This window comes from Geobacillus sp. WSUCF-018B (assembly GCF_002809985.1).
GTDB classification, from domain to species: Bacteria; Bacillota; Bacilli; order Bacillales; family Anoxybacillaceae; genus Geobacillus; species Geobacillus thermophilus.
The window spans coordinates 26,171-44,141 of record NZ_PIJF01000012.1 but is presented as its reverse complement, the minus strand read 5'-3'; the positions used below and the strand labels follow the sequence as shown (position 1 = coordinate 44,141).

The window sequence follows — 17,971 nt, the reverse complement described above, 5'->3', positions numbered from 1 at the left end:
TGAGGTGGAATGAGTGAAACGGATTGGTGTGTTGACAAGCGGCGGCGACTCGCCGGGCATGAATGCGGCCATTCGCGCGGTTGTCCGCAAAGCGATTTACCACGGGGTGGAAGTGTACGGCGTTTATCACGGGTATGCCGGGCTGATCGCCGGCAACATCAAAAAGCTGGAAGTCGGCGATGTCGGGGATATTATCCACCGCGGCGGCACGATACTCTATACGGCCCGCTGCCCGGAATTTAAGACGGAAAAAGGGCAGAAAAAAGGAATCGAACAGCTGAAAAAGCACGGCATTGAAGGGCTGGTCGTCATCGGCGGCGACGGGTCGTACCAAGGGGCGAAAAAACTGACCGAGCACGGCTTTCCGTGCGTCGGCGTGCCGGGAACGATCGACAACGACATTCCGGGCACCGATTTTACGATCGGGTTTGACACGGCGCTCAATACGGTCATTGATGCCATCGACAAAATCCGCGACACGGCGACGTCGCACGAGCGGACGTACGTCATTGAAGTGATGGGCCGCCATGCCGGCGACATCGCCTTATGGTCGGGGCTGGCCGGCGGGGCGGAAACGATTTTAATTCCGGAAGCCGATTATGATATGAACGACGTCATCGCCCGCTTAAAACGCGGCCATGAGCGCGGCAAAAAACATAGCATCATCATCGTGGCGGAAGGGGTCGGAAGCGGCGTCGACTTCGGCCGGCAAATCCAAGAAGCGACCGGCTTTGAGACGCGCGTGACGGTGCTTGGCCACGTGCAGCGCGGCGGGTCGCCGACGGCGTTTGACCGCGTGCTCGCGAGCCGCCTCGGCGCCCGGGCGGTCGAGCTGCTGCTTGAAGGAAAAGGCGGGCGCTGCGTCGGCATCCAAAACAACCAGCTCGTCGACCATGACATCGCGGAGGCGCTGGCCAACAAACATACGATCGATCAGCGGATGTACGCATTGTCGAAAGAATTGTCCATTTAAGTCCCGAGGGGAAAGGAAGAAGACACGATGAAGCGGAAAACGAAAATCGTCTGCACGATCGGGCCGGCAAGCGAGAGCGTGGACAAGCTCGTGCAGCTGATGGAAGCAGGAATGAACGTGGCGCGCCTGAACTTTTCGCACGGCGATCATGAAGAGCACGGGCGGCGCATCGCCAACATTCGCGAAGCGGCGAAACGAACGGGCCGAACGGTCGCCATTTTGCTTGACACGAAAGGGCCGGAAATCCGGACGCACAATATGGAAAACGGCGCCATTGAGCTGAAGGAAGGGGCAAAGCTCGTCATTTCGATGAGCGAAGTGCTCGGCACGCCGGAAAAAATTTCGGTCACGTACCCGGGGTTGATCGACGATGTGTCCGTCGGCGCGAAAATTTTGCTTGACGACGGGCTCATCGGCCTGGAAGTCAACGCGGTCGACAAGCAAGCGGGAGAAATCGTCACGACCGTGTTAAACGGCGGCGTGTTGAAAAACAAAAAAGGAGTCAATGTGCCGGGTGTCAAAGTCAACTTGCCGGGCATCACCGAGAAAGACCGGGCTGACATTTTGTTTGGCATTCGCCAAGGGATCGATTTCATCGCTGCCTCGTTTGTGCGCCGGGCGTCCGATGTGCTGGAGATCCGCGAGCTGCTTGAGGCGCATGACGCCCTCCATATCCAAATTATCGCCAAAATTGAAAACGAAGAAGGCGTCGCCAACATTGACGAAATTTTAGAAGCCGCCGACGGCCTGATGGTGGCGCGCGGCGATTTGGGCGTGGAAATTCCGGCTGAGGAAGTGCCGCTCATTCAAAAACTGCTCATTAAAAAGTGCAACATGCTCGGCAAGCCGGTCATTACGGCGACGCAAATGCTCGATTCGATGCAGCGCAATCCGCGTCCGACGCGGGCGGAGGCGAGCGACGTCGCCAACGCCATTTTTGACGGCACCGACGCCGTCATGCTTTCCGGGGAAACGGCGGCCGGCCAGTATCCGGTCGAAGCGGTGAAAACGATGCACCAAATCGCGCTCCGCACCGAACAGGCGCTTGAGCACCGCGACATTTTGTCCCAACGCACAAAAGAAAGCCAAACGACGATCACCGACGCCATCGGGCAGTCGGTCGCCCACACCGCGCTCAACTTGGATGTGGCGGCGATCGTGACGCCGACCGTGAGCGGAAAAACGCCGCAAATGGTGGCGAAGTATCGCCCGAAAGCGCCGATTATTGCCGTGACGTCAAATGAAGCGGTATCGCGCCGGCTGGCGCTTGTGTGGGGCGTGTATACGAAAGAAGCGCCGCATGTGAACACGACGGACGAAATGCTCGATGTCGCCGTCGATGCGGCGGTGCGCTCCGGGTTGGTGAAGCACGGCGACTTGGTCGTCATCACCGCCGGCGTGCCGGTCGGCGAAACCGGTTCAACGAACTTAATGAAAGTGCACGTCATCAGCGATTTGCTGGCCAAAGGGCAAGGGATCGGCCGCAAGTCGGCGTTTGGCAAGGCGGTCGTCGCCAAAACGGCGGAAGAGGCGCGGCAAAAAATGACAGACGGCGGCATTTTAGTCACTGTCAGCACCGATGCCGACATGATGCCGGCGATCGAAAAAGCGGCAGCCATCATTACTGAAGAGGGCGGGTTGACCAGCCATGCGGCGGTCGTCGGTTTGAGCCTTGGGATTCCAGTGATTGTCGGAGTGGAAAACGCAACAACCTTGTTTAAAGATGGGCAGGAGATTACGGTGGACGGCGGGTTCGGGGCCGTCTATCGCGGCCATGCCAGCGTGTTGTAACGCGGACTGAAACAGCCTTGGCCAGTGGAGCCAAGGCTGTTTTTTACAAAGTCGGCCTGCCGACGATAAAGCGCCAAATGTCGCGGAAGACGTTGGCGCTGTGGAGCGTGCGGATGATGACGAGCGCGACCGGACCGGCGATGAGGCCGAGGAAGCCGAGCAGCTTGAAGCCGACAAACAAGGCGATGAGCGTCGCGAGCGGGTCGAGCCCGATCGAGGAGGAGAGCACTTTCGGCTCCATAATTTGCCGTTGGACGAGAACGACGATATACAAAACGCCGAGCCCGATCGCAAACGGGATGTCGCCGCTGATGGCGGCGTAAATGATCCAAGGCACGAAGACGATGCCGGTCCCGAGGTAGGGCAAAATATCGACAAAGCCGATGATCAACGCGATCGTAATCGCGTAATCGACGCGCAAAATGAGCAAGCCGATCAACACGATGACCGTCGTAATCGAAATGAGCGTCGCTTGCGCTTTAATAAAGCCAAACAACGCCCGCTTCAAATCCAAAAACACCGTTTTCCCGCTCGTGCGGGCTTTCGCCGGCAGCCAACGCTGCGCCATCCGCATTAAGCGGTGCCAGTCTTTACTGATGAAAAAGGTCGCCAACAGTGAAAAAATAAATACGGTCGCCGCGTTTGGCAGCCAGGCGATGAGCTGGGGAATGTTTTGCAGCACGCGCTGAATGAATTCGCCGACCGTCGTCGCGATTTGCGTTCCGACCGCCTGAATGTTTTGCATGATCGTATCTTGTTGATCGGCGTTCAAGCTTTTAAACAAGACGGCCAAGTCTTGGTAAAGCGGGATAAGCTGATTGGCGGCAAACGATTCGATGTACGCGACGAGCGCCTGGAATTTTTCCGGCACCACATTGGCCAAATATTGCGTTCCCGAAACGATCTCAGCGATCAACAGCGTCACCAGCCCGGCGACAGCGGCGAACAAGACGATGAGCGTGGCGCTGACCGCGAGCCAGCGCGGCATTTTCACCTTTCGTTCCAACAAGTCGACGACCGGGTTGATGAGAAAGGCGATGAAAAAGGCAATGATAAACGGGTACGTCAATGTTGCGGCATAGTAGGCGGCGGCAGCGCCGAACGCAACGATCGCGATGACGATGAGAAAACGCAAAAAGCGGTCAACATATATTCGGGACAATGTTTCACCCCCACTCGTTTTCCATACTGATATATTACATGTTTCTTTACGAAGAAGCAAAAAGACAAGTTTCAGAGGAAAGGGCGAACAATCATGAACGAACCCGTCTTGTTTTTGCTCGGGCTGCTTTTGGTCGGCCTATTGGCGAAAAACAAATCATTTATTGCCGCGATTGTCGTGCTGCTTGCCATTAAACTCGCCGGCCTCGATCAGCGGCTGCTCCCGTTGATCCATGCCAAAGGCCTCAACTGGGGCATTACGCTCATTACGATCGCCGTGCTGGCGCCCATTGCCTCCGGGGAGATCGGCCTTAAGCAGCTTGCCGGCTCGCTGCAATCGTTGGCGGCCTGGGTGGCGCTTTTATCCGGCATTCTTGTTGCGTTGATCGCGAAAGGGGGCGTGACGCTTTTGGCGAATGACCCACATATCACCGCGGCGCTTGTGTTTGGCACGGTCATTGCGGTGTCGCTGTTTCACGGGGTGGCGGTCGGTCCGTTGATCGGCGCGGGGATTGCCTATATGGTCATAAAAATGGTAGAATATTTTTGAACTGGGGCGGGGAACGTTATTCTTATGTAATGTCTTTTGCCAGGACGATACATTTCCGTTCACAAAAGTCTGATAATTGTTTATAATAGTAGGCGTAAGCTAGTTTTCGGGTCAAACGGCGCCCCCCCCGCCACAGCGCGGCGGCATCCGCGCGGTGATGTAAGCACTTTCGAGAGCGTGCGCTTGTTTTTTGCGCCTGTTTCGAGCAAGCGCTCACCGGCCGTAAAGCGGCAAGCAGGAACGAGGAACTATAAAGAAAAGGGGAGATTGACATGACGGTAACCCGCGGTTTGGAAGGAGTTGTAGCGACAACCTCTAGCATCAGCTCAATCATCGACGATACATTGACGTATGTCGGCTATGACATCGACGATTTGGCCGAAAACGCTTCCTTTGAAGAAGTCATTTATTTGCTTTGGCACCGCGAGCTGCCCACGAAAGAACAGCTCGAGGAGCTGAAACAGCAATTGGCGGAAAATGCCGACATCCCACGCGAGATCATCGAACACTTCAAGCTCTATCCGATTGAGAACGTGCATCCGATGGCCGCGCTGCGCACTGCCGTCTCGCTTCTTGGCCTGTACGACGAAGAAGCGGATGTGATGACGAAAGAAGCGAACTACCGGAAAGCGATCCGCCTGCAGGCGAAAATTCCGACGATTGTCACTGCCTTCGCCCGCGTGCGCAAAGGGTTGGAACCGGTTGCGCCGCGCAAAGATTTGAGCTTTGCCGCCAATTTCTTGTACATGCTGACCGGCAAAGAACCAGACGACATCGCCACGGAAGCGTTCAACAAGGCGCTCGTGCTGCACGCCGACCATGAGTTGAACGCGTCGACGTTTACGGCGCGCGTCTGCGTAGCCACGCTGTCCGATATTTATTCCGGCATCACGGCGGCGATCGGCGCGTTGAAAGGACCGCTTCACGGCGGGGCGAACGAAGCGGTGATGAAAATGTTGACGGAAATCGGCACGGTCGACAACGTCGAGCCGTACATCCGCACGAAGCTCGCCAACAAAGAAAAAATTATGGGCTTCGGCCATCGCGTCTATCGGAAAGGCGACCCGCGCGCCAAGCACTTGAAGAAAATGTCGGAAAAACTGACGAAGCTCGTCGGCGAACCGCACTGGTACGAAATGTCGACGAAAATCGAGGAAATTGTCACGTCGGAAAAAGCGCTGCCGCCGAACGTTGACTTTTATTCCGCTTCGGTTTACCATTGTTTAGGAATCGATCATGATTTGTTTACGCCGATTTTTGCCGTGAGCCGGACATCGGGATGGTTGGCCCATATTTTGGAACAATATGACAACAACCGTCTCATCCGTCCGCGCGCCGAGTACACCGGCCCGGGCAAGCGGGCGTACGTGCCGATCGACGAGCGCGGCTGAAACAAGTGGACAAGGCGGTGAAGGCGAGCCTTCACGCCTTTTCAATAAAAAACTGGCATTGGGGGTTTTACTCGTGACGCAAGGGGAAAAAATTACTGTCACCAATGGTGTGCTCAATGTTCCAAACAATCCGATCATTCCGTTCATTGAAGGGGACGGAACCGGCCCGGACATTTGGGCGGCCGCTTCGCGCGTGCTGGAAGCAGCGGTGGAAAAAGCGTACAAGGGCGAGAAAAAAATCGTTTGGAAGGAAGTGCTCGCCGGCGAAAAAGCGTACAAGCTGACGGGCAGCTGGCTTCCGGATGAAACGCTTGAGACGATCCGCGAATACATAATCGCCATTAAAGGGCCGTTGACGACGCCGGTCGGCGGCGGCATCCGTTCGCTCAACGTCGCGCTCCGCCAAGAGCTCGACCTGTTTGTCTGCCTGCGTCCGGTCCGCTACTTTCCTGGCGTTCCGTCGCCGGTCAAACGTCCGGAAGACACCGATATGGTCATTTTCCGCGAGAACACGGAAGACATTTACGCCGGCATTGAATACGCCAAAGGAACGCCGGAAGTGAAAAAAGTGATCGACTTCTTGCAAAACGAAATGGGCGTGCGCAAAATCCGTTTCCCGGAAACGTCCGGCATCGGCATTAAGCCGATTTCCGAACAAGGGACGAAACGGCTTGTGCGCGCGGCGATCAACTATGCGATCGAACACGGCCGCAAGTCGGTGACGCTCGTCCATAAAGGGAACATTATGAAGTTCACGGAAGGCGCGTTTAAAAACTGGGGCTATGAGCTTGCCGAACAAGAATTCGGCGATAAAGTGTTCACGTGGGCGCAATACGATCGGATCGTCGAAGCCGAGGGCAAAGAGGCGGCGAACAAAGCGATGGCGGAAGCGGAAGCAGCCGGCAAAATCATCGTCAAAGACGTTATCGCCGACATCTTCCTGCAGCAAATTTTGACGCGTCCGCGCGAATTTGACGTCATTGCGACGATGAACTTAAACGGCGACTACATTTCCGATGCGCTCGCAGCCCAAGTCGGTGGCATCGGCATCGCGCCGGGGGCGAACATCAACTATGAAACCGGCCACGCCATTTTCGAGGCGACGCACGGCACGGCGCCGAAATACGCCGGTCTTGACAAAGTCAATCCGTCGTCCGTCATTTTGTCCGGCGTCATGATGTTTGAGCATCTCGGCTGGAACGAAGCGGCGAAGCTCATCATCCAGGCGATGGAAAAAACGATTGCCGCCAAAATCGTCACGTACGACTTTGCCCGCCTGATGGAAGGGGCAACCGAAGTGAAATGTTCGGAATTTGCCGATGCGCTCATCCGCAATATGGACTAATTTAACGAAAGGGATGGCAAAACGATGGCGATGAAACGGAAGAAGATCTCGGTGATCGGCGCCGGATTCACGGGGGCGACGACAGCGTTCCTGCTGGCGCAAAAAGAGCTTGGCGACATCGTATTGGTCGATATTCCGCAGTTGGAAAATCCGACGAAAGGGAAGGCGCTTGACATGCTCGAGTCGAGCCCGGTGCTCGGCTTTGACGCCAACATTATCGGTACGTCGGATTATGCCGACACGGCCGATTCCGACATCGTCGTCATTACGGCCGGCATCGCCCGCAAACCGGGGATGAGCCGCGACGACTTGGTGACGACGAACCAAAAAATTATGAAACAAGTGACGAAAGAAGTCGTCAAATACTCACCAAACTGCTACATCATCGTCCTGACGAACCCGGTCGATGCGATGACGTACACGGTCTTCAAAGAGTCCGGCTTTCCGAAAAACCGCGTCATCGGTCAGTCGGGGGTGTTGGACACGGCGCGCTTCCGCACGTTCGTCGCCCAAGAGCTGAACATTTCGGTGAAAGATGTCACCGGCTTCGTGCTGGGCGGCCATGGCGATGACATGGTGCCGCTCGTCCGCTACTCGTACGCCGGCGGCATTCCGCTCGAGAAGCTCATTCCGAAAGACCGTTTGGACGCCATCGTTGAGCGGACGCGCAAAGGCGGCGGCGAGATCGTCAACTTGCTCGGCAACGGCAGCGCCTACTACGCGCCGGCCGCCTCGCTCGTCGAAATGGTCGAAGCGATTTTGAAAGACCAGCGCCGCATTTTGCCGGCGATCGCCTACCTTGAGGGCGAGTACGGCTATGAAGGGATTTACCTAGGAGTGCCGACGATCTTGGGCGGCAACGGCATCGAGAAAGTGATCGAGCTCGAGCTGACCGAAGATGAAAAAGCGGCGCTGGCCAAATCGGTCGAATCGGTCAAAAACGTCATGCGCGTGTTGGAATAACGAAAAGGCAAAAATTCGGGCGTTGTCCCGAATTTTTGCCCGTGATGACTGAAAGCGCTTTCTAGACAAAGGGGTGGGAACGTGTTGAAAAAACGGAAACCCGGGAGAACGATCGGGGAGATTCAGGTTGGAGAAAAACTTGTCTTTCAGGCGTCCATTGAGGACAAAGACTTGCTTCTTTACCTTGGACTGACCGATGATGCCAACCCGCTTTACATCCAACATGACTACGCTTCGCAGACGCCGCTCGGCCGGCCGGTTGTGCCGCCGATTATGTTGACGGGGATGATTACGTCGGCGGTCTCCAAATATTTGCCCGGTCCGGGAAGCTACATCACCCGGCAGGACATCCGCTTTCTCCGCCCGGTTTACCATTATGAGACGCTCGAATTTTTGCTCGAAGTGACCGGGGTGGATGAGGAAGGCCATTGCGTCACCTTGGCCGTGACCGCGACGCGCGGGACGGAGACGGTGCTGGATGGAACGTTGTCCGTCTGTCCGCCGCACGCCTTGCCGCGCTTTGATGGCCGGGTTTTAGAAAATTTTTGACCGGAATCGTGTTTCGCCGGCGGCCAAAAGCCGGCGACAACGTGCGAGAGACTGTTCCTTGCGGGGCTGCTTGCCCGCCGGGGGAGCAGTCTCTTTATTTTTTTCCGTGACAAATCGCGAGTTATGGTATCATAAGGGCAGAAACTATCGGATGAAACGGAGGAGCGGCATGGAAAAAAAAATTTTAGTCGTTGATGACGAACAGCCGATCGTGACATTGTTGGCGTACAACTTGGAGAAAGCCGGCTTTCAAGCTGTGGCTGCCTATGACGGCGAAGAAGCGCTCGCCAAAGTGGCGTCCGAACAGCCGGCGCTCATCATTTTGGACTTGATGCTGCCGAAGCTTGACGGTGTCGAAGTGTGCAAGCGGCTCCGTCAGCAGCAAATCATGACGCCGATTTTAATGCTGACGGCCCGCGATGACGAGTTTGACAAAGTGCTTGGCCTCGAGCTTGGCGCCGACGATTATATGACCAAGCCGTTCAGCCCGCGGGAAGTCGTTGCGCGGGTGAAGGCGATCTTGCGCCGTACGGAGATTGCACAGCCGGCGGCGGAGGAAGGCGAGCGGCTTGCCGTCGGCCGGCTCGAGATTTTTCCAGAGCGATATGAGGCGGCGATCAGCGGCAAGCCGCTCGAGCTGACGCCGAAAGAATTTGAGCTGCTCCTGTATTTGGCGCGGCATAAAGGGCGGGTGCTGACGCGCGACCAGCTGCTCAGCGCGGTATGGAACTATGATTTTGCCGGCGATACGCGCATTGTCGATGTCCATATCAGCCATTTGCGCGAGAAAATCGAAGAGGACACGAAAAAACCGGCATACATCAAAACGGTGCGCGGCCTCGGCTACAAACTGGAGGAGCCCAAGCGGCATGGATAGCTTGCGCAACCGGCTGTTGTTTTGGCTCATCACGCTCATCGTCACGGTTTTGATCGCCCTCGGTTTGCTGCTTGGACAACTGCTCAAACAGTTTTACGCCGAGACGATGAACAAGCGGATGGAAAAAGAGGCGAAAGCGCTCGCCATTTTGCTTGAAAACGAGCCGCTTGAGCAAATTCGCATCGACTTGCACGACATGGGGAACGAGCTGTCATCGCGCATCACGGTGCTTGACCGAAATGAACAAGTGCGCTTTGACAGTGGGCGCATCGCGGCGATCAGCGATGAAGACCATGAGCGCATCATCCGCACCATTTTGCGCAAACAGCAGTTTCCGCGCTTTTCGGTTATTGAAAAAGCGAACGATGTATACTATTACATCGCTCCATACGGACGCGGCTCGGAGCGGGACGGCTATGTCGTGTTAAGCACGCCGACGAGCTCGCTGAAAAAAGTGAACCAGCAAATTTGGGGCGTGCTCACGAGCAGCCTCGGCATGGCGCTTGTCGTCATGATCGCCCTTGTCTTTAAAATCGCCAACCAATATGTGCGGCCGATTGAAGCAGCGACGAAGGTGGCGTTTGAACTCGAAAAAGGCAACTATGCCGCCCGTGTGCCTGATGGCGAATATAAAGAAGCCGGCATGCTCGTCCGCTCGATCAACCGCCTCGCCCGCAACTTGCAGGAGATGAGCCGGGCGCGGGAAATCCAAACCGACCGGCTTCATACGCTCATTGAAAACGTCGGCAGCGCGTTGTTGTTTATTGACCATCGCGGGCATGTTCATTTGCTCAACCGCACGTTCCAAACCTATTTTCATCTTGAGCCATCCGCCTGCTTGTACCGTCCATATGCCGATGTGCTGCCATACCGCGACGTTGTCCGGCTTATTGACGACATTTTTATTACAGAAACGCCTATCCGCCGGCAAATGCGATTGACGGTCGGCATTGAGCGGAAGCATTTCGACGTGTACGGCGCCCCGATTATCGGCACGAACGCCGAATGGAAAGGGATCGTCGTCGTGTTCCACGACATTACCGAGCTCAAGCGGCTCGAGCAAATCCGCAAAGACTTTGTCGCCAACGTGTCGCACGAGTTGAAAACGCCGGTGACGTCGATCCGCGGATTCGCTGAGACGCTGCTTGACGGGGCGATGAAAGACGAAGCGGCGCTTGAGCATTTTTTGACCATCATTTTAAAGGAAAGCGAGCGGCTGCAGACGCTCGTTGAGGAACTGTTGGACTTGTCGAAAATCGAGCAGCACGGATTTCAGCTGCAACTCGAAGACGTGGATATCGCTCAAGTCATCGCCGAAGCGGCTGCTGTGTTTCGCCAAAAAGCGGCGGAAAAACAAATTGATTTGCATATCGAATCGCCATCCGGGCTTGTCATCCGCGGTGACAGAAATCGGATGAAGCAAATTTTGCTGAACTTGCTCGCCAACGCCATCACGTATACGCCGGAGCACGGACGGGTCGCTGTCGAGGCGGAAGAGACGAAGAAAGAAGTGCTGATCCATGTGAAAGACACCGGAATCGGCATTGAGGAAAAAGAAATCCCGCGCATTTTTGAGCGTTTTTACCGCGTCGACAAGGCGCGCAGCCGCGATTCCGGCGGAACGGGGTTGGGCCTGGCGATTGTGAAACATTTGGTTGAGGCTCACCATGGATATATTACCGTAGCGAGTAAAGTGGGGCGCGGCACCGTGTTCACGATCCATTTTCCAAAGCCGGGGCGGTAGCCGGCTTCTTTTTATGGCCGCCCGCCGGCGTGGTACAATAGAACAAGGAACGTCCGAGGAGGGATGATGTTGAAAAACAAGCTCGTCTTAATTGACGGCAACAGCGTGGCGTACCGCGCCTTTTTCGCGTTGCCGCTTTTGCATAACGATAAAGGGATTCATACGAACGCAGTCTACGGGTTTACGATGATGTTAAACAAAATTTTGGCGGAAGAGCAGCCGACCCACATTCTCGTGGCGTTTGACGCCGGGAAAACGACGTTCCGCCATGAAACGTTCCAAGACTATAAAGGCGGGCGGCAGCAGACGCCGCCGGAACTGTCGGAACAGTTTCCGCTGCTGCGCGAATTGCTCAAGGCGTACCGCATCCCCGCCTATGAGCTCGACCATTACGAAGCGGACGATATTATCGGAACGATGGCGGCGCGGGCTGAGCGGGAAGGGTTTGCAGTGAAAGTCATTTCCGGCGACCGCGATTTAACCCAGCTTGCTTCCCCGCAAGTGACGGTGGAGATTACGAAAAAAGGGATTACCGACATCGAGTCGTACACGCCGGAGACGGTCGCGGAAAAATACGGCCTCACCCCGGAGCAAATTGTCGACTTGAAAGGATTGATGGGCGACAAATCCGACAACATCCCTGGCGTGCCCGGCATCGGGGAAAAAACAGCCGTCAAGCTGCTCAAGCAATTCGGCACGGTCGAAAACGTACTGGCATCGATCGATGAGATCAAAGGGGAGAAGCTGAAAGAAAATTTGCGCCAATACCGGGATTTGGCGCTTTTAAGCAAACAGCTGGCCGCTATTTGCCGCGACGCCCCGGTTGAGCTGACGCTCGATGACATTGTCTACAAAGGAGAAGACCGGGAAAAAGTGGTCGCCTTGTTTCAGGAGCTCGGATTCCAGTCGTTTCTCGACAAGATGGCCGTCCAAACGGATGAAGGCGAAAAGCCGCTCGCCGGGATGGATTTTGCGATCGCCGACAGCGTCACGGACGAAATGCTCGCCGACAAAGCGGCCCTCGTCGTGGAGGTGGTGGGCGACAACTATCACCATGCCCCGATTGTCGGGATCGCCTTGGCCAACGAACGCGGGCGGTTTTTCCTGCGCCCGGAGACGGCGCTCGCCGATCCGAAATTTCTCGCTTGGCTTGGCGATGAGACGAAGAAAAAAACGATGTTTGATTCAAAGCGGGCGGCCGTCGCGTTAAAATGGAAAGGAATCGAACTGCGCGGCGTCGTGTTCGATCTGTTGCTGGCCGCTTACTTGCTCGATCCGGCGCAGGCGGCGGGCGACGTTGCCGCGGTGGCGAAAATGCATCAGTACGAGGCGGTGCGATCGGATGAGGCGGTCTATGGAAAAGGAGCGAAGCGGACGGTTCCTGATGAACCGACGCTTGCCGAGCATCTTGCCCGCAAGGCGGCGGCCATTTGGGCGCTTGAAGAGCCGTTGATGGACGAACTGCGCCGCAACGAACAAGATCGGCTGCTCGTCGAGCTCGAACAGCCGCTGGCTGGCATTTTGGCCAATATGGAATTTACTGGAGTGAAAGTGGACACGAAGCGGCTTGAACAGATGGGGGCGGAGCTCACCGAGCAGCTGCAGGAGGTCGAGCGGCGCATTTACGAACTCGCCGGCCAAGAGTTCAACATTAACTCGCCGAAACAGCTCGGGACGGTTTTATTTGACAAGCTGCAGCTCCCGGTGTTGAAAAAGACAAAAACCGGCTATTCGACTTCAGCCGATGTGCTTGAGAAGCTTGCACCGCACCATGAAATCGTCGAACATATTTTGCATTACCGCCAACTCGGCAAGCTGCAGTCAACGTATATTGAAGGGCTGCTGAAAGTGGTGCACCCCGTGACGGGCAAAGTGCACACGATGTTCAATCAGGCGTTGACGCAAACCGGGCGCCTCAGCTCCGTCGAACCGAATTTGCAAAACATTCCGATTCGGCTTGAGGAAGGGCGGAAAATCCGCCAGGCGTTCGTGCCGTCGGAGCCGGACTGGCTCATCTTTGCGGCCGACTATTCGCAAATCGAGCTGCGCGTCCTCGCCCATATCGCGGAAGATGACAATTTGATTGAAGCGTTCCGGCGCGGGTTGGACATCCATACGAAAACAGCCATGGACATTTTCCATGTGAGCGAAGAAGACGTGACAGCCAACATGCGCCGCCAAGCGAAGGCCGTCAATTTTGGCATCGTGTACGGCATTAGTGATTACGGTCTGGCGCAAAACTTGAACATTACGCGCAAAGAAGCGGCTGAATTTATTGAGCGATATTTTGCCAGTTTTCCAGGTGTAAAGCAATATATGGACAACATTGTGCAAGAAGCGAAACAAAAAGGGTATGTGACGACGCTGCTGCATCGGCGCCGCTATTTGCCCGATATTACAAGCCGCAACTTCAACGTCCGCAGCTTCGCCGAGCGGACGGCGATGAACACACCGATTCAAGGGAGCGCCGCTGATATTATTAAAAAAGCGATGATCGATCTAAGCGTGAGGCTGCGCGAAGAACGGCTGCAGGCGCGCCTGTTGCTGCAAGTGCATGACGAACTCATTTTGGAGGCGCCGAAAGAGGAAATCGAGCGGCTGTGCCGCCTCGTTCCAGAGGTGATGGAGCAAGCCGTCGCACTCCGCGTGCCGCTGAAAGTCGATTACCATTACGGTCCGACGTGGTACGACGCCAAATAAAAGCGGCCTGCCCGCCAGCTGCTCGGTTTTTCACGGGGCCGCGCAATGAGCTGTTGCTTTAAAACAGGTGCACGAACAGGAAAAGGAGGGAGGCGCCATGCCGGAACTGCCGGAAGTGGAAACGATCCGCCGCACGCTGTTGCCGCTTGTCGCTGGCAAAACGATTGAAGAGGTGCGGGTGTTTTGGCCGAATATCATTCGTCATCCGCAAGACCCGGCGGCGTTTGCTGCCAGGCTGGCCGGGCAGACGGTGCGCGGCATCGATCGGCGCGGGAAATTTTTGAAATTTTTGCTTGACCGGGATATGCTCATCTCCCATTTGCGTATGGAGGGGCGCTACGCGGTCGCCCAGTCCGATGAGCCGCTTGAACCGCATACGCACATTGTGTTTCGTTTTACAGACGGCAGTGAGCTTCGTTATCGCGATGTACGCAAATTCGGAACCATGCACGTGTACGCGAAAGAGGAAGCAGACTGCCGGCCGCCGCTCGCTCAATTAGGGCCGGAACCGCTGTCCCCAGCGTTTTCTCCGGCGGTGTTGGCCGCAAAAGCGGCGAAAACAAAGCGGACGGTGAAAGCGTTGTTGCTTGATCAAACGGTCGTGGCCGGGTTTGGCAACATTTATGTCGACGAAGCGCTGTTTCGCGCCGGCATTCTCCCTGGACGGCCGGCTGCTTCGCTGACGGATGAAGAACTTGCACGGTTGCACGAAGAAATGGTGGCGACGATCGGCGAGGCGGTCATGAAAGGGGGAAGCACGGTGCGCACGTATGTGAATACGCAAGGAGAAGCCGGAACGTTCCAGCATCGCCTGTTCGTATACGGCCGCAAAGGGGAGCCGTGCAAACGGTGCGGCGCCCCGATTGAGAAAATGGTTGTCGCCGGCCGCGGCACGCATTATTGCCCGCGTTGCCAACGCTAGGCAGCAGACAAAAAAGGAGGGGTGACGAATGGCATTCACGATCGGATTAACCGGTGGAATTGCGAGCGGCAAAAGCACGGTCAGCGCGATGATGCGCGAGCTCGGCCTTCCGGTCATCGATGCGGATGAGGCGGCGCGCGCCGTCGTCCGCCCGGGGGAGGAGGCGTACCGGCAAATCGTCGCTGCATTCGGTCCGGGCATTTTGCGGGCGGACGGCGAAATCGACCGAGCCAAACTCGGGGCGATCGTCTTTAACGACGAACAACAGCGGAAAGTGCTCAACGCCATCGTTCACCCAGCGGTGCGGAAAAAAATGCTGGCTGAAAAAGAAGCGCACATCCGCTCCGGAGCGAAGACCGTCGTCCTAGATATTCCGCTGTTATTTGAAAGCGGGCTGACTCATTGGGTGGATAAAGTGCTTGTCGTGTACGTCGACGATGACGTTCAGCTCCGCCGGCTCATGGCGCGCAACGGTTTCACCGAAGAGGAAGCGCTCGCCCGCATCCGCTCCCAGTGGCCGATGGCGGAAAAAGTGAAACGGGCCGATGCGGTGATTGACAACAACGGGACGATCGAAGAGACACGCCGGCAGTTGCTGGCCATTTTGCATCAATGGGACGCCTTGGGAAAATAGGCGTCTTTTTTGCTGCGTTTTATTGATTTTGTTCTCCACATTTCATAAAAATATGATATACTATTTATGCGGATGAAAATAAATAGTATAACATATATGAGAGGAGAACAAGGTGAATGAAGGCGAAAGTGGCGATTAACGGATTCGGACGAATTGGACGGATGGTATTCCGGAGAGCCATCAATTCTCCCGACCTTGAAATTGTGGCGGTGAATGCCAGCTATCCGCCGGAAACGTTAGCCCATTTGGTGAAATACGACTCCAACCACGGCAAATTCGACGGCGATGTCACCGCTTTGGAAGACGGATTGCTTGTCAACGGCAAAAAGGTGAAATTGCTGAACTCGCGCGATCCGCAACAATTGCCGTGGAAAGAGCTTGATATTGATATTGTGATTGAAGCGACCGGCAAATTTAACGCCCGCGAAAAGGCAAGCCTTCACTTGGATGCTGGGGCGAAACGCGTCATTTTAACCGCTCCGGGCAAAAATGAGGATGTGACGATTGTCGTCGGCGTCAATGAACAGATGTTGGATATTGACCGTCATTTTATCATTTCCAACGCTTCGTGCACGACGAACTGCCTCGCCCCGGTCGTGAAAGTGCTTGATGAAGCGTTCGGAATTGAAAACGGCCTGATGACAACTGTTCATGCTTATACGAACGATCAAAAAAACATCGACAATCCGCATAAAGATTTGCGCCGCGCCCGTTCATGCGCCCAGTCGATCATCCCGACGACGACGGGAGCCGCGAAGGCGCTCGGGCTGGTGCTGCCGCATTTAAAAGGAAAGCTTCATGGCATGGCGTTGCGCGTTCCGACGCCGAACGTGTCGCTTGTCGATTTGGTCGTTGACGTCAAGCGGGATGTGACGGTCGAGGAAGTGAACGAAGCTCTTCTCCGCGCAGCCAATGGTCCGCTGAAAGGCATTTTGGATTTCACGATGGAGCCGCTTGTGTCGATCGATTTCAACACGAACCCGCATTCGGCGATCATTGACGGTTTGTCGACAATGGTGATTGACGGCCGGAAAGTGAAAGTGCTCGCCTGGTACGACAACGAGTGGGGCTATTCGTGCCGCGTCGTCGACTTGGCCAGCCTTGTCGCCGCCAAAATGAATGAGCGTCTTCATGTGAGCGCTTAAGCAGTTTTTCTTCCAATCTCGCAATCGTGAAAAGATGCGCAAAGCGTCCGATCCGCCCGTGTGGCGGTGTGGGCGCTTTTTCCTTTTGGCATGCGAAAAATTAAAAAAGCCTGTTGCAAAAACCCCCTAAACAAAGTATACTATGTTTCGTGAACTTCTTAACGGCAAAGGTAATGTGACTACTTAAAGGGTTAGGACCTCTTAGGACTAACTTTCCCCCGTGGTAGTTATACATGCCATTTTGCAACCTACAAATCTGTTTTTTATTTGAGAAAATTGGTTAAAAGGGGGACTTTCGCATGGATACGATGGGTCGTCACGTTATCTCGGAACTTTGGGGATGCGACTTTGACAAACTGAACGATATGGACTTTATTGAAAAAACGTTTGTAGACGCCGCATTAAAGTCGGGAGCGGAAATTCGCGAAGTCGCGTTCCATAAATTCGCTCCGCAAGGTGTAAGCGGGGTCGTCATTATTTCCGAATCCCATTTAACGATTCATACGTTTCCGGAACACGGCTATGCCAGCATTGATGTGTATACATGCGGCCATTTAGACCCGACCATCGCCGCGGATTACATCGCCGAAAAGCTTGGCGCGCAAACGCGGGAAACGATTGAGCTGCCGCGCGGCATGCGCCCGATTGAAGTGAAAAAGGCGCACGCGCTGTAATTCCATAACAACGGAAGCAAAAGGAGCGTAAACAGGACGCTCCTTTTTTTACGCTTTCGGCGGTGCCATGGCGGCCAAAATCATGGTATGATGGTGAAAAAAAGAACGATTAGGGAGACGTGGCTATGAGCATGTGGAAAAAGTTGAAGTATGCGTTGACGAACCATTGCGAAACGCGGGAAAACCATGAGGACGCCGAGCTCCGGAGCCATTACTACAAAGCGGCCCACCGCGCTGTCATCGACGCGGTGAAAGAGCTGCTCGCTTCGCTGCCTGACGCCGAGCTGCTTTCCGTTTCCGAAGAGCGCGGCGAGCTTTGCGCCCAAACGCGGCGCGGCCCCAAGCTGTTTATCGTCGCCACCGTCATTTCCGTCCGCCCGTTTGAAACGGCGGTGGACTTTTCGGTGACGACCGAGGCAAAGTTCTTGCCGTTTGATTTTGGCCGCAGCCGGGCGGTCATCCTTGAGTTATACCGGAAGCTTGACGGCCGCCTGCCGTATATTGGTTCTGGCCTCAATAGCTGACTATGGCTTGTCTGCCCTCTGCCATTCC

16 protein-coding genes are annotated in these 17,971 nt (G+C 55.4%); 15 read left to right on the top strand and 1 reads right to left on the bottom strand.

Translation table 11 applies throughout. The annotated features are described in order from the left end of the window. Positions 1 to 13 precede the first annotated feature (13 nt). Together pfkA and pyk are read left to right on the top strand one after the other, a co-directional pair. Complete coding sequence (gene pfkA / locus CV944_RS05575; RefSeq protein ID WP_100659262.1) at positions 14 to 973, top strand: 6-phosphofructokinase; 960 nt, start codon at positions 14 to 16, stop codon at positions 971 to 973. 27 nt (positions 974 to 1,000) lie between these two features. After that, positions 1,001 to 2,764: a pyruvate kinase gene (pyk, locus tag CV944_RS05570; RefSeq protein ID WP_100659261.1), complete on the top strand. Its 1,764-nt coding sequence runs from the start codon at positions 1,001 to 1,003 to the stop codon at positions 2,762 to 2,764. A 43-nt stretch (positions 2,765 to 2,807) separates the two neighbouring features. Here the strand turns inward: pyk and ytvI are convergent, their stop codons facing one another. Next, the gene (ytvI, locus tag CV944_RS05565; RefSeq protein WP_044743526.1) at positions 2,808 to 3,926 is read right to left on the bottom strand and encodes a sporulation integral membrane protein YtvI; all 1,119 of its coding nucleotides are present in this window, start codon (positions 3,924 to 3,926) and stop codon (positions 2,808 to 2,810) included. A 93-nt stretch (positions 3,927 to 4,019) separates the two neighbouring features. Between ytvI and CV944_RS05560 the strand changes: the two genes are divergently transcribed. The 13 genes from CV944_RS05560 to CV944_RS05500 all read left to right on the top strand — a co-directional run bounded on the left by CV944_RS05560 (position 4,020) and on the right by CV944_RS05500 (position 17,943). Then, complete coding sequence (locus tag CV944_RS05560; RefSeq protein WP_044743525.1) at positions 4,020 to 4,475, top strand: DUF441 domain-containing protein; 456 nt, start codon at positions 4,020 to 4,022, stop codon at positions 4,473 to 4,475. A gap of 272 nt (positions 4,476 to 4,747) precedes the next feature. Then, positions 4,748 to 5,866: a citrate synthase gene (gene citZ / locus CV944_RS05555; RefSeq protein WP_047818860.1), complete on the top strand. Its 1,119-nt coding sequence runs from the start codon at positions 4,748 to 4,750 to the stop codon at positions 5,864 to 5,866. A 73-nt stretch (positions 5,867 to 5,939) separates the two neighbouring features. Further along, entirely contained in the window at positions 5,940 to 7,211 is a 1,272-nt protein-coding gene (gene icd, locus CV944_RS05550; protein WP_049624514.1) for an NADP-dependent isocitrate dehydrogenase, read from the top strand. Between the two features lie 24 nt (positions 7,212 to 7,235). Then, on the top strand, positions 7,236 to 8,174 hold the full coding sequence (gene mdh, locus CV944_RS05545) for a malate dehydrogenase (protein ID WP_033008547.1): 939 nt from the start codon (positions 7,236 to 7,238) through the stop codon (positions 8,172 to 8,174). Positions 8,175 to 8,255: 81 nt separating this feature from the next. After that, on the top strand, positions 8,256 to 8,723 hold the full coding sequence (locus CV944_RS05540) for a MaoC family dehydratase (RefSeq protein WP_047818858.1): 468 nt from the start codon (positions 8,256 to 8,258) through the stop codon (positions 8,721 to 8,723). 169 nt (positions 8,724 to 8,892) lie between these two features. Beyond that, complete coding sequence (locus CV944_RS05535; protein WP_050367664.1) at positions 8,893 to 9,600, top strand: response regulator transcription factor; 708 nt, start codon at positions 8,893 to 8,895, stop codon at positions 9,598 to 9,600. Next, a complete protein-coding gene (gene pnpS, locus CV944_RS05530; RefSeq protein WP_100663945.1) occupies positions 9,593 to 11,344 on the top strand; it encodes a two-component system histidine kinase PnpS in 1,752 nt (583 codons plus the stop codon). Before CV944_RS05535 ends, pnpS begins: the two co-directional genes overlap by 8 nt. Before the next feature lie 63 nt (positions 11,345 to 11,407). Further along, positions 11,408 to 14,044 carry a DNA polymerase I gene (gene polA, locus CV944_RS05525; protein WP_100663944.1) on the top strand — a complete coding sequence of 879 codons (2,637 nt, stop codon included), beginning with the start codon at positions 11,408 to 11,410 and terminating at the stop codon, positions 14,042 to 14,044. Positions 14,045 to 14,141: 97 nt separating this feature from the next. Next, positions 14,142 to 14,966, top strand: a complete 825-nt coding sequence (gene mutM, locus CV944_RS05520) for a DNA-formamidopyrimidine glycosylase (protein ID WP_044743539.1) — start codon at positions 14,142 to 14,144, stop codon at positions 14,964 to 14,966. Between the two features lie 28 nt (positions 14,967 to 14,994). After that, positions 14,995 to 15,600 carry a dephospho-CoA kinase gene (gene coaE / locus CV944_RS05515; protein WP_033008536.1) on the top strand — a complete coding sequence of 202 codons (606 nt, stop codon included), beginning with the start codon at positions 14,995 to 14,997 and terminating at the stop codon, positions 15,598 to 15,600. A 116-nt stretch (positions 15,601 to 15,716) separates the two neighbouring features. After that, positions 15,717 to 16,745, top strand: coding sequence for a glyceraldehyde-3-phosphate dehydrogenase (locus CV944_RS05510; protein ID WP_100663943.1), 1,029 nt, complete (start codon positions 15,717 to 15,719; stop codon positions 16,743 to 16,745). A gap of 299 nt (positions 16,746 to 17,044) precedes the next feature. Next, complete coding sequence (gene speD, locus CV944_RS05505; protein WP_033008533.1) at positions 17,045 to 17,419, top strand: adenosylmethionine decarboxylase; 375 nt, start codon at positions 17,045 to 17,047, stop codon at positions 17,417 to 17,419. Positions 17,420 to 17,544: 125 nt separating this feature from the next. Beyond that, positions 17,545 to 17,943: a cytosolic protein gene (locus tag CV944_RS05500; RefSeq protein ID WP_100663942.1), complete on the top strand. Its 399-nt coding sequence runs from the start codon at positions 17,545 to 17,547 to the stop codon at positions 17,941 to 17,943. Positions 17,944 to 17,971: the final 28 nt, after the last annotated feature.